Origin of the sequence: Streptomyces sp. NPDC088197 (assembly GCF_044741185.1) — a bacterium.
GTDB lineage: Bacteria > Actinomycetota > Actinomycetes > Streptomycetales > Streptomycetaceae > Actinacidiphila.
The window spans coordinates 248,456-269,441 of the sequence record NZ_JBIUSD010000003.1; the positions used below are offsets into that span (position 1 = coordinate 248,456).

Below are 20,986 nucleotides of genomic sequence, written 5' to 3' on the forward strand. Positions count from 1 at the left end.
AGGGTCCTCACTGCCTTGCCGGGTGCTCTGCCGACCTTAGGGGATCGTTATGAGAACCGACGGACAGCGGGGTGCGGCGGGTTCCTTCACCCACCGCATCGGCCCCACCTGTGACACGACGGGGACACGGAGGACATATGTGGGGGGCGCGGTGGAGATCCCCCGCGCCCCCGTGTACTCCCGTACGCCCCGCCGCTGGTCAGCCGCGTGGGCGCATCCCGTCGAGCAGCAGATCGACCAGCCGTTCGGTGAGGTCGGGCGACAGTTCGGCGTCCGGCCGGAGCGTGGAGCGCGCCAGCATCGGTCCGGTCACGAAGTCGACCAGCAGCTCGACGTCCCTGCCCAGTTCCGGCCGGATGTCGCCGTCGGCCATGCCGCGCCGCAGCAGTTGGGCCAGCGCCTCACGGCGGGTGGCGATGACCGTGTCGTGGTAGCAGCGCCACAGATCGGGGCTGCTCTGCGCCTCGGTCAGCATCGTCCGCATCAGCGCGGACTCCCGCTTGGCCACACCGCGCCGCCGTATCGACTCGACCGCGACGATCAGATCGTCACGGAAGGACGTGCCGGGCAGTTCGGGCAGCGGGTGGGAGTCGACCGTGGCGAGCACGTCGATCAGCAGCGCCTCCTTGCCCGGCCAGCGGCGGTAGACCGTGGCCTTGCCGACCCCGGCCTCCCGCGCGATGCCCTCCATGGACAGCTCGGACAGCGAGGTGCCCTCGGCGATCAGCCGCAGCACGGTCTCGATGACCGCGCCGTCGACGGCCGCGGAGCGCGGGCGACCGCGCCGCGCGGCCGACGTACTGGGAGGGTCGATCACTGCTCGGCACCCACCTTCTCCGGCTCCGCCGCGGCGTCGGGCGCCTGTCCGACCCGCTCCTTGGCGGGCAGGAAGACCAGGGTGACGACGGCGCCGACCAGGGCGACCGCGGCCGAGCACGCGGCGGTGATGTGCATGGCGTGGATGAAGGCGTCGTTCGCGGGCTGGATCAGCGACTGGCCCTTGGGGCCGAGCTTCTCCGCGATCCCGATGGTGGCCTGGATGGACTCCCCCGCCGAGTGCCGCGCGCCGGCGGGCAGGACGTCGAGGTGGTCGTCGATGCCGTTGCGGTAGACGGTGGACAGCACCGAGCCGAGGACCGCGACGCCGATCGCCCCGCCGACCTGCCGGAAAGTGTTGTTGACCGCGGACCCGGAGCCCGCCTTCTCGCGCGGCAGCGACGACATGATCATGACGGTGGCGGGCGGCATGACGTGCGCCATCGCCGTACCCATCAGGAAGAACAGCACTTCCAGCACCCAGATCGGCGTGGACTGGCCGAGCAGCAGGAAGCCGAGGAAGGAGATCGCGGTGAGGGTCAGGCCCGCGGTGCACACCGCGCGCGCCCCGAAGCGGTCGACCACCAGCCGGGCGCGCGGCGCGAAGACCATCTGCGCGGCGGCCAGCGGGAGCAGCAGCAGACCGGTCTTGAGCGGGCTGTAGCCGCGCACGGTCTGGGTGTAGAAGACGATGAAGAAGGTGACGCCCATCAGGGCGAAGAAGACCAGGCCGATGGCCGCGACGGAGGCGGAGAAGCGGCGGTCCTTGAAGTAGGTGACGTCGAAGGCCGGGTGGTCGCTGCGCTTCTCGAACAGCACGAAGGCGCCGAGGACGACGAGGCCGCCGACGATCGTGGCCCACACCTCGGGCTTGGTGAAGTCGCCGAACTGGCCGCCCTTGATGATGCCGTAGATCAGCAGGACCAGGCCGACGATGGAGAGCACCACACCGACCGGGTCGAGGCGGCCGGGGCGCGGGTCGCGCGAGTCGGGCACCAGGATGAACATGGCGACGATCGCGGCGATCACGATCGGCACGTTGATCAGGAAGACCGAGCCCCACCAGAAGTGTTCGAGCAGCGCACCGCCGGTGATCGGGCCGATGGCGATGGCGAGGCCGACCACGCCGGTCCAGATGCCGATCGCCTTGGGCTGCTCCTTGCGCTCGAAGACGTTCATGATGATCGCCAGGGTGGCGGGCATGATGAAGGCGCCGCCGAGGCCCATCACCGCGCGGTAGCCGATCAGTTCGCCCGCGGAGCCGGAGAACGCGGACAGCGCGGAGCCGGCGCCGAACACGACCATGCCGAAGAGCAGGACCTTCTTGCGGCCGAGGCGGTCGCCGAGCAGGCCGGCGGTGAACAGCAGGCCCGCGAAGACCAGGGTGTAGGAGTTGATCGCCCATTCGAGCTGGCTCTGCGAGGCGCCGAGGCCGGTGGGTGAGGGCTGGGCGATGGTCTTCATCGCCACGTTGAGGATCGAGTTGTCCAGCACCACCACGAGGAGGCTGAACAGCAGCACGGTGAGAATCGCCCAGCGGCGGCGGTGGATCGCCTCCGGCACGTGGGACGGCGGGGCGGTTATCGAGTTGTCGGCCATGGAGGTCAGCCTAAGGTCTTATTCGATACGATCCCGTCTCGTATCGTAAAGGGGCGGCAAAAACGTGCCCCCTCTTTCCGGACCGGGCGAGCCGTGCCAGCATGGAAGGGATCCGGGGACGCCGTCAGGGCGCCTCGAGATGACTGAAGGAGCCGTCACCATGACGCAGCTTTCGGCTGCCCGCGCGCAGGGCCGTGACTCCCAGGCCGGCCAGGGCACGACCGCGACCGGCACGCCCGGCGCCCAGCCCGCCGACCACCCCAAGGCGCTCTACGGGGGCACCGGCACCCGTCGTATCACCGTCCGCGACCTGGCCCTGGCCAAGGAGCGCGGCGAGAAGTGGCCCATGCTCACCGCCTACGACGCGATGACCGCGTCGGTCTTCGACGAGGCCGGTATCCCAGTCATGCTGGTCGGCGACTCGATGGGCAACTGTCACCTCGGCTACGAGACCACCGTCCCGGTCACCATGGACGAGATGACGATCCTGGCCTCCGCCGTCGTACGCGGCACCAGCCGCGCGCTGATCGTCGGCGACCTGACCTTCGGCGCGTACCAGGAAGGTCCCGTGCAGGCCCTGCGCAGCGCCACCCGGCTGATCAAGGAGGCCGGGGTCGGCGCGGTCAAGCTGGAGGGCGGCGAGCGCTCCCTGGCCCAGACCGAGGCGATCGTCCGGGCCGGTATCCCGGTCATGGCGCACCTGGGCCTGACCCCGCAGTCCGTGAACACCATGGGCTACCGCGTGCAGGGCCGCGGCGACGAGGCCGCCCACCGGCTCGTCCAGGACGCCAAGGCCGCGCAGGAGGCCGGCGCCTTCGCCGTCGTCCTCGAACTCGTCCCCGCCGAGGTGGCGGCCGAGGTCACCCGCTCGCTCCAGATCCCCACCATCGGCATCGGGGCGGGCCCCGACACCGACGCCCAGGTGCTGGTCTGGACCGACATGGCCGGGCTCACCGGCGGCAAGGTGCCGCGCTTCACCAAGCAGTACGCCGATCTGCGCCGCGTGCTCGGCGACGCCGCCAAGTCCTTCGCCGAGGACGTCGTGGGCGGCGCCTTCCCCGCCGAGGAGCACACCTTCCACTGATCCCCTTCCCCTGATCCCGCGCCCGTCAGCGCAGGGCGGCGCCCCGGTTCTCCCGGGTGCGCCGCCCTTCTCGTTCCCGTCCGAAAACCTGTCCGCGTTCCTGCCCGCGTTCCTGCCCGCGTTCCCGTCCGGAACGGTTTTGTCCGGAACGGCATGAGTCATCCGGGCCCGGCGTCCGTATACGGGGAGGGGAGCGGCGCGGAACGGGAGGAGGTCGGCATGGGTCCCGGCACGGGCGAACTCGACCCACGGCAGCGGGTACGGCAGGATGCCGCCGTGGACGGACCACCTCCCGGCGCCCCCGGGCCGCCGGAACCGCCGGAACCGCCGGTGTCGGCTCCGGAGGAGGAGCTGATGCGGGCGCTGTACCGCGAGCACGCAGGCGCGCTCTACGCCTATGTGCTGCGGCTCGTCGCGGGCGACCGGTTCCTGGCCGAGGACGTCGTGCAGGAGACGCTGCTGCGGGCCTGGAAGAGCGCGGCCAAGCTCGACCCGGCGGCCCGTTCACTGCGGCCCTGGCTGGTGACGGTGGCCCGGCGGATCGTGATCGACGGCCACCGCAGCCGCGGCTCCCGGCCGCCGGAGACCTCGCCCGCCGCACTCGACCTGCTCCCCGCCAGGGACGAGCTGGAACGGTCGCTGCGGCTGATGACCATCTCCGACGCCCTGCGGGACCTGTCGGACGCGCACCGCGAGGTGCTGGTCGAGACATACTTCCGCGGCCGTACGGTCAACGAGGCGGCGGACGAACTGGGACTGCCGCAGGGCACCGTACGGTCGCGGGTGTTCTACGCGCTGCGGGCCCTGCGGAACGCGCTGGAGGAGAGAGGGGTGACCACTTCATGACACCGCACGTCGATGTGGGCGCCTATCTGCTCGGGGCGCTGGACGAAGCGGAGATGACCCGCTTCGAGGAGCACCTGGCCGAGTGCGAGAGCTGCGGCCGGGAGCTGGACGAGCTGAGCGGGCTGCTGCCGGTGCTCCACGAGATGCGCGAGGACGGCGTCGCCTTCGCGCACCCGCCCGGCGGTGACGCGATGCTCGGGCGGCTGCTGGACCAGGTGGCGCGCGAGCGCGGGGCGCGCAAGCGGCGGCGGCTGGCCGCGGTGGCCGCCGTGGCGGTGCTGGTGGTCGGCGGACCGCTGGTCGCGGTGCTGGCCACCGACGACGGCGGCGGGCGCCCGGCCGCCGGGGCCTTCGCGTCCGACCAGCGCTCCGCGACCAACCCGGAGACCGGCGTCAGGGCGACCGTCGGCATCGCGGACAAGGGCTGGGGCAGCGTGGTGGACCTGCGGCTGACGGGCGTACGCGGCCCGCAGACGTGCCGCCTGGTCGCGGTCGCGCTGGACGGCAACGGCCAGACGGTGGCCACCTGGGCGGTGCCGGAGACCGGTTACGGCACGGACGCCCAGCCGCGACCGCTGACCGTGCACGGCGCCGCAGGACTGCACAAGGACTCGATCAGCCGCTTCGAGATCCGGGCGGCGGACGGAACACTGCTGGTCAGCGTGCCGCTCTAGCGTTACCGACCGATCGGTGACCGGTCGCTGACAGGTCGCTGACACGCCACCGATACGGTCGGTCCCCGGCTGTCGGCGCGATGTCGGCGCGGTGTCAGCGGCGCCCGCCATTGTTGTCGGCATGACGAAGCGACTGACTGACGGCGGCGGGCACTCCGCCGTAGAGGTACGGGGTCTGGTCAAGCACTACGGTGAGACCAAGGCCCTCGACGGGGTGGACCTCGATGTCCGCCAGGGCACCGTACTCGGCGTGCTCGGCCCGAACGGAGCGGGCAAGACCACCCTGGTGCGCGTGCTGTCCACGCTGGTCCAGCCCGACGCGGGCTCGGCGTGGGTCGCCGGATACGACGTGCTCAAGCAGCCCCGGCAGCTCCGCCGGGTGATCGGCCTGACCGGCCAGTACGCCTCGGTGGACGAGAAGCTGTCCGGCCGGGAGAACCTGTACATGATCGGGCGGCTGCTCGACCTGTCCGGCAAGGACGCCAAGGCCCGCGCCAACGAGCTGCTGGAGCGCTTCTCGCTCACCGAGGCCGCCAAGCGCCCGGCCCAGGAGTACTCGGGCGGCATGCGCCGCCGCCTCGACCTGGCGGCCAGCATGATCGGCAACCCGGCGGTGCTCTACCTGGACGAGCCGACCACCGGCCTGGACCCCCGCACCCGCAACGAGGTGTGGGCCGAGGTCCAGCGGATGGTCTCCGAGGGCGCGACCGTCCTGCTCACCACCCAGTACATGGAGGAGGCCGAGCAGCTCGCCAACGAGCTGACGGTCATCGACCGCGGCCGGGTGATCGCCAACGGCCGGGTGGAGGAGCTGAAGGCGAAGGTCGGCGGGCGCACCCTGGTGATCCGGCCGAGCGAGCCCTCGATGGTGGCGGCGATGGCCGAGGCCATCTCCGGCGCCGGTCTCGACGGGGTGGCGGGCGCCACCGCCGACCGCGAGGACGGCGTGGTGAGCGTGCCGATCCTCAGCGACGAGCAACTGACCGCCGTGGTCGGCCTGCTGGGCACCCGCGGTTTCTCCATCGCGCACATCGGCACCCACCTGCCCAGCCTGGACGAGGTCTTCCTCGCCATCACCGGCAAGAAGTCCGACGACGGCGCGGGCCAGCCCGACGCCCGGCCGGACGAGGACACCCGGATCGACGACAAGAACGAAGTGGAGGTCGCGGCATGAGCGCGGCTACGGCGACGGTCACCGCGCCCGCGAAGGCAGCGGCCACCGGCGAGGGACGGATCGGCCTGCGGGCCAACCTCCGGCACATCGGCGCGCTCGCGCGCCGCAACATGCTCCAGATCAAGCAGGACCCGGAGTCGATGTTCGACGCGGTCCTGATGCCCGTCATCTTCACCCTGCTGTTCGTGTACGTCTTCGGCGGCGCGGTGGCGGGCAAGGGCAACCAGCAGGAGTACGTGAACTACGTGATCCCCGGCCTGATGGCCATGATGGGCATGAACATCTCCATGGCCGTCGGCAGCGGGGTCAACGACGACTTCCGCAAGGGGGTCATGGACCGCTTCCGCACGATGCCGATCGCGCGGTCCTCGGTGCTCATCGCGAAGATCGTCGTCGAGATGGGCCGGATGATGATCGCCATCGCGATCCTGCTGGGCATGGGCTTCGCGCTCGGCCTGTCCATCCACACCGATGTCCTGCACCTGTTCGGGGCCATCGCCCTGTCGGCGGTGTTCGGCGCCTCCCTGATGTGGATCTTCATCCTGCTGGGCCTGGCCATGAAGACGCCCCAGGCGGTCCAGGGCGTCGCCATGCTGGTGCTGATGCCCCTTCAGTTCGGCAGCTCGATCTTCGCGCCGCCGACCACCATGCCCGGCTGGCTGGAGGGCTTCACCAAGGTCAACCCGCTCTCCAACCTGGCCGACGCGGCCCGCGGGCTGATCAACGGCGGCTCGGTCACCCACCCGGTGCTGATCACGCTGGCCTGGTCGGTCGGCATCACCGCGGTGACGATGCCGCTGGCGGTGGCGCGCTTCCGCAAGAAGACCTGACCCGGCCGCCGGGCCGCCCGGCACCGGTTCGCGTCAGTCCACGTCACGCATGAGAGCGACGGCCTCCTCCAGGGTGAGGCCGTCGCTCTCCGCGTGCGCGGCCTCGTACCCGGCGTCGGTGAGCAACTCCCGCAGCCGGCCCTCCGCCTGCTCCATGTCCTGCCGCTCGGCCGGGGCCATCACGGACGGCCGCAGGCGGCCGTTGGCGTTGAGCAGCGCCACCGCGCGGCGCGCCCTGCGCAGCGCGCGCTCCTGGTCGGCGCCGTCGGCGGTGGCGAGCATCGTCAGCAGATCCACCACCCCGGGCGAGAGCATGATCGCCAGCCGCGGGGTGATGACGGTGGCCAGCGGGTGGCGGCTGAGCTCCGCGACACCGTCGTCGATCAGCCGCAGCCCGGTCTCCGGGTCGCCGGCCCGGCCGATCAGGGAGCCGCGCATGGCGTGCAGCAGCCCCTTGATGAAGCCGGGCACACCGTTGGCGTGGCGGACCGTCGCGTCGAGGGCGTCGTCGATCAGCTCCAGCGCCTCGTCGAACCTGCCGCGGCGGCTGAGCACCTGGGCGAGCAGCACCCGGCCGAAGAAGCCCGCGCCCTCGCTGGCCGCCGCGTACTTGTCGGCGTCCGCGACCCCCTCGCGCAGCAGCCGCTCGCCCTCGTCCTCCTCGCCCGAGTGGAACAGCGCCTCGCCCATCCGGACGGTGAGCACCGGTACGTGCTGGTGGGAGCCGATCTTGCGGGCCAGCGCGATGCCCTCGCGGCAGCATTGCGCGGCGCGCGCCCACTCACCGCCGTTGGAGGCCGCCTCCGCCTCGGCGGACAGCGTCTCCGCGGTGCCCCACTCGTCACCGAGCCGCTGGAAGAGCCCGCGGCTCTCCGCGATGTCGGCCAGCGCGTCGGCGAGCCGTTCACTGATGTCGTTGTTGATCTTCGCGCGCAGTTGCAGCGCGAAGGCCAGCTCCCACTGCCGCCCGTGGACGCGGCAGCTCTCCACGGTCTCGTCCATCAGCGGGCCGAGCCGGGAGAAGTCGCCGGAGAAGAAGGCGCCGTAGGGCCGCAGGATGCCGGGGAAGCGGGCGGACTGCGGCAGATGCGGCGGGTAGGTCTCTATCAGCGCGCGGCCGATACGGGCCAGCTTCGGGTGCTCCCACCAGTCGGTCTCGCCCTGCATGGACGCCATGTCCTCGATCCGCACCCAGCGCCTGGCCTCCAGCAGCCGCTCGCCCTCCAGCGGCGGCGGATCGTCCAGCGGACCGCGGTCCAGCGGTTCGAGGGCGGGCGGCGTCTCGAACGGGTCGGGACCCATCGCGGCCACCGCCGCGGGCCAATGGCGGCGCTCCGACTGGTAGTTGCGGACCTCCCAGAACCAGCAGCAGCTCAGCACCAGCAGCAGCGCGTCCTGCTCGTCGCCGGTCTCCACCGCCCGGCGCAGCGCGGCCCGCAGATTCTCGTGCTCGCGCTCCAGCCGTTCCAGCCATACGAGTTGGCCCACGCCCTCCTCGCCCGCGCCCCGGTGCTGACCGCGCCCCGCGCCGCGCAGCATCGGGTCGGCGGTGCGCACGTACTCCCTGAAGTACGTGAGGTGCCGCCGCTCGACGGCCGCGCGCTCGCCGGACTCCTCCAGGCGCTCGGTCGCGTACTCCGAGATCGTCTCCAGCATCCGGTGGCGTACGCCGTCGTCGGTGAGGTCGGCCAGCACGAGGGACTTGTCGACCAGGGAGGCGAGCAGCGCCGCGGCGTCGACGGCGTCGATGCGGACGCCCTCGCGGGCGCCGTCCGCCGCTTTCGCCGGGCCGGCTTCCGCGGGGCCGGCCCCTTCGGGGTCCGGGCAGATCGCCTCGACGGCCTCCAGGGTCCAGCCGCCGCGGAAGACGGCCAGGCGGCGGAGCAGGACGCGTTCGGCCGGGTCCAGCAGGTCCCAGCTCCAGTCCACGACGGCGCGCAGCGTCTGCTGGCGGGGCAGCAGCGTACGGCTGCCGCCGGTCAGGAGGCGGAAGCGGTCGTCGAGGCGGTCGGCGAGCTGGCGCGGCGAGAGACTGCGCAGCCGGGCCGCGGCCAGCTCGATGGCCAGCGGCAGCCCGTCCAGGCGGCGGCACAGCTCGGCGCAGGCCACCGGATCCTCGTCCACCGAGAAGCCGGGCCTGGCCGCCGCGCCCCGGTCGGCGAGCAGCCGCAGCGCCGTCGGATCCGGCAGCGGGTCCAGCGGCCGTACCAACTCGCCCGGCACGCCCAGGGGTTCGCGGCTGGTGGCGAGCACCGAGACGCCCGGGCAGTGCGCGAGGAGCTGTTCGGTCAGGGTCGCGGCGGCGCCGATCACGTGCTCGCAGTTGTCCAGCACCAGCAGCAGCTCGCGGCTCGCGCAGTAGTCGGTGAGCTGCCGGGCCGGGTCCTTGGTCTTGGTCTCGACGGACAGCGCGGCCTCGGTGGCACTGCCGGAGTGCAGCAGCGTCTCGCGCAGCCCCAGCGAGCTGATCACCGCCTCGGGCACCGTCCGCGGATCGCTGACCGGCGCCAGTTCGACGTACCAGACGCCGTCCTTCCAGCGCGGCGCCACCAGGTCACCGGCCTCCTGCGACAGCCGCGTCTTGCCCGTGCCGCCGGGTCCGGTGAGCGTGACGAGCCGGGCGCGCGACAGGTCGCCGCGCACCGCGGCCAGGTCGGCCTCGCGGCCGACGAAGCTGGTCAGCCGCGCGCGGGCGTTCCCCGGTACGGGCCGGGCCCCGCCCGCAACGGCCGCGCCCCGACGCCCGAACGCACCGCCGTCAGCCGCCTCGCCCGCGGCGGCGCCCATGACGGCCCCGCCGGGGCCGTACTCGGCCGGGCCGCCCTGCCCGTCTCCGCCCGAAGCGGGTCCGGTCCGGTGGTCCTGGCCGACCTGTCCGTGATCGGCCGGGCGTGGGCCGGGGGCCGCGGTCGGGCCGCGGGTGTCGGATCCGGGGGTGGGCGTTCGGGTGCCGCGGGCCCGGCTCTGCGCCCTTCCGGCCGCGGAACCGCCCGGGCCGGGCGGAGTCCCGACCGGACGGTCACCCGGCAGCGGCGGGGGGTTCAGCAGTTCCGCGTGCAGGGCGCGCAGTTCGGGGCTGGGGTCGGCGCCGAGCTGGTCGGCGAGATCACGGCGGACCGCCTCGTACGCGGCCAGGGCGTCGGCGGTACGGCCCGCGGCGCGCAGGGCGCGGATGTGGAGGGCGCGCAGCGGCTCGTCCAGGGGGTGCGCGGCGGCCAGCTCCGCCAGCTCGGGGAGGATCGGACCTGCCCTGCCGAGGGCCAGTTCCGCGGTGAGCCGCTGCCGCTGGGCGTCCCGGCGCAGCGCCTCGCTGCGGACGGCGGCCGTGCCCCGGTCGGGCAGGTCCGCGAGCGCGGCCCCGCGCCACAGCGCGAGCGCGTCGCCGAGCAGCCCGGCGGCCTTGACCGGGTCGCCGTCGGCCAGCGCCCGCGCCCCCTCGTCGGCCAGCCGCTCGAACCGGTAGAGATCCACGTCCTCGGGCACCGCCTCCAGCCGGTAGCCGCCGTCGACCGAGCCGACCGCGTCATGGCCGATGGCCCGGCGCAGCCGACCGATCAGCGCTTGCAGCGCGCCGGTCGCCCCGGCGGGCGGGTCGCCGTCCCACACCTCGTCGATGAGCGCGTCCGCGCCGATCACCCGGCCGGGCCGCAGTGCGAGCGCCGTCAGCAGCGCGCGCAGCCGACCGCCCGCCAGTGCGGCGGGCGTGCCGTCGTCGCGCAGAGCCTGGGTGGTGCCGAGAATCGCGTATCGCACGGCCCCATTGTTACGGAGCCCGCACGGTCACCGCGCCCCGGTCGGCCCCGGTCCGCCCGCGGCGGCGAGGGCGTACGGTCCACGCGGGGGCGGAGGCGTGGCGTCCGCTCGCGCGCCTCCGTACAGCGGTGGCCCGGGGTGACGCGGCGTTGGAACCTGGTCACGCCGCCGGACGTTTCCCGGGCACGGCCTGTGTCGTTTCCGTCCCGGATGGCATGATCGGGCGGCTGCCTCAGGCCGCGTCCGTCCCCACCACCGTCGGTCCCCCACCGTCGGGCCGCCGGGCCCGCGCACGACCTCCCGTAGCCTCAGCGCCCCACCGCCCACGCCAGGAGCCCGTCCATGAGCGTCACATCGATCCGCAGGGCCGACCGTCGCGGCGACAGCGACCGGAGGATCAGCCCGGTCTTCCTCGCCATCGTCGCGGTGATGGCCGTGTCCGGCTGGGCGGTGTGGAGCCAGTTCGCCTCCGACCACGGCTTCGCGGTCTTCCTGTTCGTCGTGTCCGGCTGGGTCGTCTCCCTATGTCTGCACGAATACGCGCACGCCCGCAGCGCCCTGCACAGCGGTGACATCTCCATCGGCGCGAAGGGCTATCTGACCCTCAACCCGCTGAAGTACACGCACGCGCTGCTGTCCATCGTGCTGCCGGTGGTCTTCGTGATCCTGGGCGGCATCGGCCTGCCCGGCGGGGCCGTCTTCATCGAGCGCGGCCGCATCCAGGGGCGCTGGCGGCACAGCCTCATCTCGGCGGCGGGCCCGCTGGTCAACGTCGCCTTCGCGGTGCTGCTGATGCTGCCGTTCGCGCTCGGCGCGCTGGACTCCTGGCCGACCGAGTTCCTGTGCGCGCTCGCCTTCCTGGCGATGCTCCAGGTGACCGCCGCGATCCTGAACCTGCTGCCGGTCCCGGGCCTGGACGGCTACGGCATCATCGAGCCGTGGCTCTCGCCCGCCGCCCGCCGCCAGTTCGAGCCCTTCTCACAGTTCGGCCTGCTGGCGGTCTTCGGTGTGCTGTGGATTCCGGCGGTGAACGTGAAGTTCTTCCACGCCATCGACACCGTGATGGGCTGGCTGCACGTGCCGCGCGACTACGTGGACTACGGCTACACGCTGTTCCAGTTCTGGCGGAAGTGACGTCAGCTCTGCGGCTGGCCCGTCGCGTCGGCGGCAGCGGCGGCGTCCATCTTCGCCTTGCGGAAGTAGTACCAGCACATGTTGCTGGTCAGCCCGGCGAGCAGCACCCACACGATGCCCAGGAAGCTGCCGTGCGCGAAGGACACCACCGCGGCGGCGACGGCGAGCAGGCACGCGATGAGGGCGTAGAGGGCGAGGCGGGGCATGGGGTGCGGCTCCTGTCCGGGCGGACGCGTACGGTCGTCCGCCATTGTCCCCCATGCCCCGGACCGCTCGGGACGGGCTCGTACGTCTCGGACGTACGGCTCGCGTGGCCGGCCCGTGTGGCCGGCTCGGCTACGGCTCGGATGCGGCGCGGCTACGGCTCGATGCGGCTCAGACGTCGGTGAGGCGCAGGCCCGCGTGGGCCTTGTAACGGCGGTTGACCGAGATGAGGTTGGCGACCAGCGACTCGACCTGGTGGGCGTTGCGCAGCCGGCCCGCGAAGACACCGCGCATGCCGGGGATACGGGCGGCGAGCGCCTGGACGATGTCGGTGTCGGCGCGGGCCTCGCCGAGGACCATCACATCGGTGTCGATCTCCGCGATCTCCGGGTCCTGGAGCAGCACCGCCGACAGGTGGTGGAAGGCGGCGGTGACCCGCGAGTCCGGGAGCAGGGCGGCGGCCTGCTGGGCGGCGCTGCCCTCGTCGGGCTTGAGGGCGTACGCGCCCTGCTTGTCGAAACCGAGCGGGTTGACGCAGTCCACGACGAGCTTGCCCGCCAGTTCCTCGCGCAGTGACTCCAGGGTCTTGGCGTGGCCGTCCCACGGCACCGCGACGATCACGATGTCGCTGCGGCGGGCGCACTCCGCGTTGTCCGCGCCCTCGACGCCGAGGCCGAGTTCGGCGGCGGCGGTCTGCGCGCGCTCGGCGTTGCGGGAGCCGATGACGACCTTCTGGCCCGACCTGGCCAGCCGGTAGGCGAGCCCGCGGCCCTGGTCACCGGTGCCGCCGAGCACTCCCACCACCAGGCCCGACACGTCGGGCAGCTCCCAGGGGTCCTTGGCCGGTGCCTTGGCCGGGGTCTTCACGTCCTCAGGGGTAGTCATACCGGCGATCCTGCCAGGTGCGGGCGGTGTTCGACGGCGTTCGGTGGCGCGGATCACTCCGGGGGCGGAAGGATGCCGTGCCATGGACGCCGTACGGGTCGCGCTGCTGCGCGAAGTGCTCGCCGGAACGGAGTGGCCGCGCGCCGCCCGGGCCTTCGGCGGGACGCTCAGAACCGCGGTCCAGCGCGGGCCGGGACCGCTGTTGCTCGTCGGCACCGACGCGTACGAGCCGTGGCATCTCGCCGCGCACCTCGACGACGAGGCCGCCTGGAGCGGGGTGCCCGAACTCTCCCCCACGCTCCTGCGGTTCCGCGTGCCGCCGGGCGCGCCGCCGCATCTCGCCGTCGGTCTGCGGCGGCTGGCCGCCGCCGGGCGCGGCGAGACCGTGCTGCTCGTCGCCCCCGACCGGCCGGGGGCGGGCATCCTCGAACGCGTCCACGACGCCAGGCGCTCCGGCGCCACCGTCCTCGCCCTGTCCGCTTCCGCGGAGAGTCAGTCTTTCGACGGCGTCGCCCACGACGTCCTGAGCCTGCCCTCCCCCGACGCGCCCGCGCTCTCCCTCGACGTCCTCCAGCACCTTGTCAGCTCCGCTGCGGGTGAGGCCACGGCCCCTCGCCGCCCCCCTTTCCGCGACCCCCTCTCCCGCCTGGCCGACCACCTCTCCACCCCACCCCCCCGCTGGTAACCCCACCCCGTTCACAAGCCCTCCCGCACCTCACCACCGGCCGGTGGGGGCGGCCCGCGCTCCCGCACGACACCACCCGCCCCGGCGGGGCAGAGCGGTTGTCGCCGGGCCACCGGCCCAGTGGGGGCGGGTCGGGCGGGGGAAAAAGGCTTTGCGGGGGGAGGCCGGGCCGGGGAGCATCGCCCTACGTGACAGTGACCGTGACCGATGACCCCCCACCCCCGCGGAAGCGGAAGAGGGCGTTGCTCCCCGACATGACGCCGTGGCGCACCTCGGCGGACTTCCGGAGAATGTGGCTGGCGGGAGCCATCACGACGTTCGGAAGCTTCCTGACGTTCGTGGCCCTGCCGGTGCAGATCAAGGAGCTGACGGGCTCGGCCGTCGCGGTGGGAGCGATCGGCGCGGTGGAGCTGGTGCCGCTGATCGTGTTCGGGCTGTACGGCGGGGCGCTCGCGGACGCGATGGACCGGAAGCTGCTGATCAACGCGACCGAGGCGGCGCAGGGCCTGCTGGCGTTGGGGCTGCTGGTCAACACGGTGGTGCCGCACCCGGTGGTGTGGCCGCTGTACGTGGTGGCGGCGCTGTCGAGCGCGCTGACGGGACTCCAGCGGCCCGCCCTGGACGCGATCGTGCCCAGGATCGTCCGGCGCGACCAACTCGCCGCCGCTGCGGCGCTCAACGCGCTGCGCTGGCAGGTCGGGGCCATCGCGGGCCCGTCCGTCGCGGGCCTGGTGATCGCGTACGCGGGCCTTTCGTGGGCGTACGCGGCCGACGCGGCGACCTTCGCGCTCTCCGTCGCGCTCGGCCTGGGGCTGAGCCGTTCACCGGCCGCGCACGACGCGAAACCGCCCTCGCTGCGCTCGATCGCGGAGGGCGCGCGCTACGCGTGGAGCCGCAAGGAACTCCTCGGCACGTACGCGATCGACCTGGCGGCGATGTTCTTCGCGTACCCGGCGGCGATCTTCCCGTTCCTCGCGGACGACCTGCACGCGCCGTGGTCGCTCGGCCTGATGTACGCGGCCGGGTCGGTCGGCTCCCTCGCGGTCAGCCTGACCAGCGGCTGGACCACCCGGATCCACCGGCACGGCCGGATGGTCGTGTACGCGGCCGTGGGCTGGGGCCTGGCCATGGCCGCGGCGGGCTGGACGGGCCGGATCTGGCTCGTACTGCTGTGCCTGGCGGCGGCGGGCGGCTGCGACATGATCAGCGGCGTCGGCCGCTCCACGATGTGGAATCAGACGATCCCCGACGAGCTGCGCGGACGCCTGGCGGGGATCGAGCTGCTGTCGTACTCGGTCGGCCCGCAGCTCGGTCAGCTCCGCAGCGGCGGCGTGGCCGCCCTCACCACCGCCCGTACCTCCGTCTGGACCGGCGGTGTCGCGTGCGCGGCGGCGGTCGTCGCCCTGGCCGCCGCTCTCCCGAAGCTGATGTCGTACGACGCGCGGCAGCACCCGGCGGCGGCGGAGACGAAGAGCGGGACGGAGAGCGGCACGGAAAGCGGTACGGAAACGGCACCCGCGACCGCGTCCTGACGACCGGCCCCGCCCGACTGCTCCGTCAGGAGGCCCCCGGCCTGTCGTTCCCGGCGTCCTGGCCGTCACCGTCGGCGGTGTCGTGCCACTTCGGGTCGGTGTCCCACTGGAGATTGCGCTCGGCGGCGGTGTCCATCGCCCGCTGCGCCTCCTCGCGGGTGGAGTAAGGGCCGAAGCGGTCCTTGGCGGGGCATTCGGGCCCCTCCTCGACCTTGTGGTGCTCGATGCAGTAGAACCATTCGCCGGGCTTTCCGGCCGGCTTCTTCGCCCTGAACAGCGCCATGATCGTCTCCTGTGGTCGGGGGTGCCGCGGGTGGCCGCCTGCGGCCATGTTCCCCGATCGGGCGCGGATACACTCGTCGGCATGTCTGGTCAGTCGCTGCTCGTTCCCGGCAAGCTCTCCCCCACCCGGCACGTGCCGGCCTCGATCCCGCGCCCCGAGTACGTGGGCAGGCCGGGGCCGGCGCCGTACACCGGGCCCGAGGTGCAGGACGCGGAGACGGTCGAGAAGATGCGGACCGCCTCGCGGATCGCGGCGCGCGCGATGGAGGAGGCCGCGAAGGCCATCGCCCCGGGGGTGACGACCGACGAGCTGGACCGGATCGCGCACGCGTACATGGTGGACCATCAGGCGTACCCCTCTGACCTGGGTTACCGCGGCTTCCCCAAGTCGCTGTGCACGTCGGTGAACGAGGTGATCTGCCACGGCATCCCGGACTCGACGGTGCTGCGCGACGGCGACATCGTGAACCTGGACGTGACCGCGTTCATCCACGGGGTGCACGGGGACTGCAACGCCACGTACTTCGTGGGCGACGTCGCCGAGGAGTCGCGGCTGCTGGTGGAGCGCACACGGGAGTCGCTCGACCGGGCGATCAAGGCGGTACGTCCCGGGCGGCAGATCAATGTGATCGGCCGGGTCATCGAGTCGTACGCGAAGCGCTTCGGGTACGGCGTGGTGCGGGACTTCACCGGGCACGGCATCCACACCGCGTTCCACTCGGGGCTGATCATCCCGCACTACGACGACCCGCGGGCGACGACGGTGATGCGGCCCGGCATGACGTTCACCATCGAGCCGATGCTGACGCTGGGCACGCACGAGTACGACATGTGGGACGACGGCTGGACCGTGGTCACCAAGGACCGCAAGCGCACCGCCCAGTTCGAGCACACGCTGGTGGTCACGGCGGACGGCGCGGAGGTGCTGACCCTGCCATGAACCGTCGGAGCCTGTGTCTGGCGGCGGCGGCGACCGCGCTGGCGGTGCCGTTGGCCGGTTGTGTCACCGTGCACGGTGAGCGCGCGGACATCGCGTCGGTGCGGCCCGCGGAGGCGGCCGAGGTGCTGGCGAATTTCGCGAAGGTCAACAACGCGGCGACGAAGGCGTACGACGAGTCGCTGGTCGCCGAGATCGAGTCGGGCGCGCTGGGCGCCATCGACGAGGCGGGGGTGCGGGCCAAGCACGCCAACCACCCCGAGGGCAACGCGTCGTTCACGCCGCTGGCCTTCTCCGACTCACGCTTCCTGGTGCCGAGGCAGCGCGGCTGGCCGAAGTTCTTCGTGGCGGACACCGCGACCAACCGCGGCGGCGACTCGCGGTGGCTGCTGGTCTTCCGCCGGTTCACCGCGGGCGACCCGTGGAAGGCGTCCTTCCTTGCCGTCATGGCACCGGACGCGCTGCCCGCCCTCGCCACCGACAAGGACGGTCTGGTCGAGGCGTTGCCGGCCGCGGGCACCGATCTGCTCGTGCAGCCGGGCCGGTTGAGCACGGCGTACACCTCGTATCTCCAACAGGCTCCCGCCGCACCGGCGTTCGCCGACGGTCCGGCGACCTCCGAGCTGCTGGCCGGGCGCGACAAGAACCGGCGTACGGCCAACTCCGTGACGCAGTACGCCGATCAGCCCGCCGACGGCGGCGACTTCACCCCGGTCGCGCTGCGTACCAGGTCCGGCGGCGCGCTCGTGCTGTTCGCCAGTCGCCATCAGACCCGCGCCACGTACCGCGAGGGCTACCAGCTCAGCATCGACCAGGACACCAAGGCCCTGATGACCGGCACCCCCCGCACCTCCGTCACCCTCTCCCGCATGTCACAGCAGGCCGCCACGGTCCCCGCCCGCAGCGCGGGACCGGACGCGAAAACGACCGTCCTCAGCCGCCTGGCGGGCCTGGTCTCGGCGACGGGCGCGTAGGGACTCAGCGGGGACGGGCTCTGCGGGGACGGGACTCAGCGGGAACGGGCTCCGCGGGGACGGGCTCAGCGCGTGCGGGCGACCGGTTCCGGCTCGGGTTCGTAGGCGAACTGGGCGCAGGCGTCGGTGAGGATGTCGAGGACGGGGAGCGGGTCGGGCAGCGGGAGGTCGGGGCCGAGGTCGGGGAGCCAGACGACCGTGCCGCCGGACGGCAGCCGGGCCGGGGGCAGCAGCACATAGCTGCCGCGGCAGTGCCAGCGGATGCCGGGGTGCTCGTCGGCGGTCTCCGGGTTGCAGTCGAGGGCGCAGGGCCACCACTCGTCCTCGTCGGCGGGGGTGCCGCGGGTGGCGGTGAAGAACAGCATCCGGTCCTCGCCCTGGAGGGCGACCGGGCCGATGGTGGCGCCGTCGGCGGTCAGCCGTTCCAGCGCGACGCGGCCCGCTTCCGCGGGGACGTCGAGGACGTCGTGGTTGAGCCCGGTGGCGGTGATGAAGTTGGCGAGCGGCTGGCCGCTGAGCCACTGGGCGACCCGCTGCGGGTCGGTGCTCGCCTGGGTCTGCCACGCCTGCGAGACGGGGTGCACACCGGGGATGTGACAGCCGATCCGGTCGCACGAACAGCCGAAGCCCTCGGGGTGCACGGCCGGTGCGACGGGATACGAGGCGGCGACGGCCGCCTGGATCAGCTCGTCACGGCGCAGGTCGTCGGCGGCAGCGGCGGCTGCCGCCCTGGCCGCCCGGCTGTTGCCCGAAGCGCTCTCCGTACGGCGGCGCAACCAGTCGGACACCCTGCTCTTGCCTGCCATCGGGCTCCTTTCCTCGCCACTCCCGTCCCGCGGACCACGGTACGCGGACGGTGGAGCACATCCTCCCTCTTGCCAGGAATGAACACCCACCCGGGGTGGAAGTGTTCCCGTGGCGGCCGTTTCCGACATCATGTCGGCAACCTATTGACTTAGGTAAGCCTAAGTTGGGAGGATCGAGGTCGGCGCACAGCCTTGACCAGGAGGTTCCTTTGACCACGTCGATTCCGTCGGCCACTTCGGACACGTCGGCCACTCCGGACGCACCGTCCGCCGCATCCCCCTTCTCCGCCGTGATCCGCGCCGCGACCCGGGCCCAGCACCAGGAGGCGCACGACTCGACCTTCATGGACGACCTGCTCGGCGGGCGGCTCGGCGTGGACGCGTACGCGCGCTACACCGAGCAGCTCTGGTTCGTGTACCGGGCGCTGGAGGAGGGCGCGCACCTGCTGGCCGACGACTCGGTGGCCGCGCCCTTCACCCGCACCGAGCTGCTGCGCGTCGCCTCCCTCGAACAGGACCTCGACCACCTGCTCGGCGAGGGCTGGAAGGAACGCGCGACCGCGCTGCCCGCCACCGCCCGGTACGCGGCCCGGGTGGCCGAGGTCGCCCGCGAGTGGCCCGCCGGTTATGTCGCGCACCACTACACCCGCTACCTCGGCGACCTCTCCGGCGGCCAGGTCGTCCGCGGTGTCGCGGAGAAGACCTGGGGCTTCGCCCGCAAGGGCGACGGTGTCCGCTTCTACGTCTTCGAGGACATCGACAACCCGGCCGCCTTCAAGCGCGAGTACCGCGAACTGCTGGACGGCCTCGCGGTCGACGACCTGGAGAAGCAGCGGGTGGTCGAGGAGTGCAGGACCGCCTTCGCGCTGAACATCGCGGTCTTCCGAGAGCTGGGGGACGCCTTCCCGCTCTCCGCGTGAGGGCGCGCTGTCCGTACGACCCCCGCGAAGCCGGGCGGCCCACCTGAACTCACGGTGGGCCGCCCGGCTTTCGGCTGTGCCTGAGGTCTTCGCGGCGGACGGTGCCGCGTCGGACGGGGTTGCGTCAGGCGTCTTCGCGTCGGACGGTGTTGCGTCAGACGGTGTTGCGTCAGACGGTGTTGCGGCGGCGGGCCACGGTGACGGTCGCGGCGGCGCCGGTCACCAGCAGGGCGCCCGCGGCGGCGAGCAGCGCGGCGGACGGGGTGCCGGAGCCGGTGGAGGCCAGCTCGCCGTCGGTGGTGAAGTCGTTGCCGGTGCCGCCGACCGTGCTGCCGGAACCGCCGGTCGTACCGCCGCTGGTGGAGCCGCCGGTCGTACCGCCGTCGGAGGAACCGCCCGACGAACCGGCCGACGGGCTCGGCGAACCGGTCGGCAGGGTGGCGCTGTCGTCCAGCGAGACGGCGACCGTCACCGGGTCGAGCGCGTCGCCCGCCTTGTAGAAGCCGCTGAACGCCTTCGCGCCGTCCTCGGTGAGCACGGCGGAGGCGCCGGAGACCGTGACGACGTCGCCGTCGGCGGTCGGCGCGACACCGCTCAGGGTGGCCACGGCGATGCCCTTGTAGTCGGTGACCTTGCCCGAGGCCATGTCCTTGGCCGACACGTCGGCGGTGAGGGTGCCGGTGGCGCCCTTGGTGGCCACCGTGAAGTTGCCGAACTTCAGGTCGAGCGCGTACGTGCCCTGCTGGAGGTGGCCGAGGAAGCGGACGCCGCCGGAGAAGGAGGCGTTGAGGGTCTTGGTGTCGGCGTCGTAGGTGCCGGCGCCCTTGGGGAAGCGGTAGCCGGAGGCGGTGCCGGTGGCGCCGTCGGTGAGCTCCACCTTGCCGTCGGCGATCGGTCCTGTGACGTAGGAGCGGAAGGACTGCTTGACGCCCCAGTCGAGGTTGCCGTCCACGACGGCGGCGGGCCCGCCGGGCGCGGTCGTGGTGGGCGTGGCGGTCGGCTCGCCCGTGGGCTCACCGGTGGGCTCGCCGGTCGGCGGGTTGGTGGTCGGCGGGTTGGTGGTCGGTGCGGTGGTCGGCGGCGTGGTGGGGGCGGTGGTCGGCGGGGTGGTGGGCGGCGTGGTCGTCGGGGCGGCGCCCGGAGTGACGGACAGGTCCGCGGCGTCCAGCGCCGTACCGGGCTGGTACATGCCGTTGAAGGCGCTCGACCCGTCGGCGGTCAGCGTGGCCGGGATGCCGTTGAAGGTCATCGCGCCGCCCGCGCCGCCGCCGGGCCTGACGTTCGACAGGTCGAGCGTGGCGAATTCCACGTCGTTCGACGTGCTGCCCGCGGCGGTCACGTCGGCGGTGATCCTGCCCGTGGTGCCGACGGTGACGACCTTGAGGTCGGCCAGCTTGATGTCGAAGCCGTGCAGCGTGGACGCGAACTCGACGCTGCCGTCGAAGCCGACGGTCACGCCGTGCGTCGACGTGTCGTACGAGCCTTGGCCGTTGGTGAAGTGGAAGGTGCCGTTGGAGTTGGCGGTCGCGCCGTCCGCGGTGGTGATGGTGCCCCCCGCGGGGCCGGTCACGTACGAGCGGAACGACTGCTTGACGCCCCAGTCGAAGGTGCCGCCGGTGAGCGGTACGGCCGGGGACGACGGCGAGTCGGCGGCGGCGAACGCCGGGACCAGCAGGGCGGTGGCCGCCCCCGCGGTGGCGGTGGCTATCGCCAGGGCGAGCGCGCGGGAGCTGAGGCGGGCGGTCATGGGGTGGTGTGCTCCTTGTGTTCCTCGGAAGGTGGTGCTCGGTGCGGTGGTGCCCGGTGCGGGCATGCGGCCGTACGGAGGGCGTACGGGCCCTGCGGCCGCAC

General features: G+C 72.7%; 19 protein-coding genes. 11 read left to right on the forward strand and 8 right to left on the reverse strand.

All coding sequences use genetic code 11. The features are described from left to right. Positions 1-199: 199 nt before the first annotated feature. Positions 200-817 carry a TetR/AcrR family transcriptional regulator gene (locus ACIOC1_RS09570; RefSeq protein ID WP_355334485.1) on the reverse strand — a complete coding sequence of 206 codons (618 nt, stop codon included), beginning with the start codon at positions 815-817 and terminating at the stop codon, positions 200-202. Further along, entirely contained in the window at positions 814-2,415 is a 1,602-nt protein-coding gene (locus ACIOC1_RS09575; RefSeq protein ID WP_355334487.1) for an MFS transporter, read from the reverse strand. Before ACIOC1_RS09575 ends, ACIOC1_RS09570 begins: the two co-directional genes overlap by 4 nt. A 160-nt stretch (positions 2,416-2,575) precedes the next feature. On the opposite strand from ACIOC1_RS09575, the gene panB reads away from it, so the two are divergent. From panB to ACIOC1_RS09600, 5 genes are all read left to right on the forward strand, one after another. Beyond that, complete coding sequence (gene panB, locus ACIOC1_RS09580; protein WP_355334490.1) at positions 2,576-3,499, forward strand: 3-methyl-2-oxobutanoate hydroxymethyltransferase; 924 nt, start codon at positions 2,576-2,578, stop codon at positions 3,497-3,499. A 219-nt stretch (positions 3,500-3,718) separates the two neighbouring features. Then, positions 3,719-4,345 (forward strand): sigma-70 family RNA polymerase sigma factor, encoded by a 627-nt coding sequence (locus tag ACIOC1_RS09585; protein ID WP_355334493.1) that lies wholly within the window; start codon positions 3,719-3,721, stop codon positions 4,343-4,345. Continuing rightward, the gene (locus ACIOC1_RS09590) at positions 4,342-5,019 is read left to right on the forward strand and encodes a zf-HC2 domain-containing protein (protein ID WP_355334496.1); all 678 of its coding nucleotides are present in this window, start codon (positions 4,342-4,344) and stop codon (positions 5,017-5,019) included. The genes ACIOC1_RS09585 and ACIOC1_RS09590 overlap by 4 nt, the downstream gene beginning before the upstream one ends. A 121-nt stretch (positions 5,020-5,140) precedes the next feature. Continuing rightward, entirely contained in the window at positions 5,141-6,193 is a 1,053-nt protein-coding gene (locus ACIOC1_RS09595; protein ID WP_355334499.1) for an ATP-binding cassette domain-containing protein, read from the forward strand. Continuing rightward, on the forward strand, positions 6,190-7,023 hold the full coding sequence (locus ACIOC1_RS09600) for an ABC transporter permease (protein ID WP_188280623.1): 834 nt from the start codon (positions 6,190-6,192) through the stop codon (positions 7,021-7,023). The genes ACIOC1_RS09595 and ACIOC1_RS09600 overlap by 4 nt, the downstream gene beginning before the upstream one ends. 33 nt (positions 7,024-7,056) lie before the next feature. Here ACIOC1_RS09600 and ACIOC1_RS09605 read toward each other — a convergent pair whose 3' ends face one another. After that, a complete protein-coding gene (locus ACIOC1_RS09605) occupies positions 7,057-10,776 on the reverse strand; it encodes an AfsR/SARP family transcriptional regulator (protein WP_401853047.1) in 3,720 nt (1,239 codons plus the stop codon). Positions 10,777-11,118: 342 nt separating this feature from the next. Here ACIOC1_RS09605 and ACIOC1_RS09610 point away from each other — a divergent pair, with 342 nt between their 5' ends. Continuing rightward, positions 11,119-11,910 (forward strand): site-2 protease family protein, encoded by a 792-nt coding sequence (locus tag ACIOC1_RS09610; RefSeq protein WP_391160037.1) that lies wholly within the window; start codon positions 11,119-11,121, stop codon positions 11,908-11,910. Between the two features lie 2 nt (positions 11,911-11,912). On the opposite strand, the gene ACIOC1_RS09615 is transcribed toward ACIOC1_RS09610, so the two are convergent. Beyond that, entirely contained in the window at positions 11,913-12,116 is a 204-nt protein-coding gene (locus tag ACIOC1_RS09615) for a hypothetical protein (RefSeq protein ID WP_355334509.1), read from the reverse strand. Between the two features lie 169 nt (positions 12,117-12,285). Beyond that, a complete protein-coding gene (gene npdG / locus ACIOC1_RS09620) occupies positions 12,286-12,999 on the reverse strand; it encodes an NADPH-dependent F420 reductase (protein ID WP_355334512.1) in 714 nt (237 codons plus the stop codon). A gap of 82 nt (positions 13,000-13,081) precedes the next feature. Here npdG and ACIOC1_RS09625 point away from each other — a divergent pair, with 82 nt between their 5' ends. Together ACIOC1_RS09625 and ACIOC1_RS09630 are read left to right on the forward strand one after the other, a co-directional pair. Then, positions 13,082-13,684, forward strand: a complete 603-nt coding sequence (locus tag ACIOC1_RS09625; protein ID WP_401853050.1) for a hypothetical protein — start codon at positions 13,082-13,084, stop codon at positions 13,682-13,684. Between the two features lie 254 nt (positions 13,685-13,938). Further along, positions 13,939-15,216, forward strand: a complete 1,278-nt coding sequence (locus ACIOC1_RS09630; RefSeq protein WP_401853052.1) for an MFS transporter — start codon at positions 13,939-13,941, stop codon at positions 15,214-15,216. Between the two features lie 25 nt (positions 15,217-15,241). Here ACIOC1_RS09630 and ACIOC1_RS09635 read toward each other — a convergent pair whose 3' ends face one another. Next, positions 15,242-15,499: a hypothetical protein gene (locus tag ACIOC1_RS09635; RefSeq protein ID WP_391160044.1), complete on the reverse strand. Its 258-nt coding sequence runs from the start codon at positions 15,497-15,499 to the stop codon at positions 15,242-15,244. Positions 15,500-15,580: 81 nt separating this feature from the next. Between ACIOC1_RS09635 and map the strand changes: the two genes are divergently transcribed. Together map and ACIOC1_RS09645 are read left to right on the forward strand one after the other, a co-directional pair. Then, entirely contained in the window at positions 15,581-16,438 is an 858-nt protein-coding gene (gene map / locus ACIOC1_RS09640; protein ID WP_355334521.1) for a type I methionyl aminopeptidase, read from the forward strand. Beyond that, complete coding sequence (locus tag ACIOC1_RS09645) at positions 16,435-17,409, forward strand: hypothetical protein (RefSeq protein WP_401853055.1); 975 nt, start codon at positions 16,435-16,437, stop codon at positions 17,407-17,409. Before map ends, ACIOC1_RS09645 begins: the two co-directional genes overlap by 4 nt. A 65-nt stretch (positions 17,410-17,474) precedes the next feature. Here the strand turns inward: ACIOC1_RS09645 and ACIOC1_RS09650 are convergent, their stop codons facing one another. Further along, entirely contained in the window at positions 17,475-18,215 is a 741-nt protein-coding gene (locus ACIOC1_RS09650; protein WP_355334526.1) for a bifunctional DNA primase/polymerase, read from the reverse strand. A gap of 221 nt (positions 18,216-18,436) precedes the next feature. Here ACIOC1_RS09650 and ACIOC1_RS09655 point away from each other — a divergent pair, with 221 nt between their 5' ends. Beyond that, complete coding sequence (locus tag ACIOC1_RS09655) at positions 18,437-19,135, forward strand: heme oxygenase (biliverdin-producing) (protein WP_401853632.1); 699 nt, start codon at positions 18,437-18,439, stop codon at positions 19,133-19,135. 169 nt (positions 19,136-19,304) lie between these two features. Here ACIOC1_RS09655 and ACIOC1_RS09660 read toward each other — a convergent pair whose 3' ends face one another. Continuing rightward, on the reverse strand, positions 19,305-20,882 hold the full coding sequence (locus tag ACIOC1_RS09660) for an HtaA domain-containing protein (RefSeq protein ID WP_401853058.1): 1,578 nt from the start codon (positions 20,880-20,882) through the stop codon (positions 19,305-19,307). Positions 20,883-20,986 lie beyond the last annotated feature (104 nt).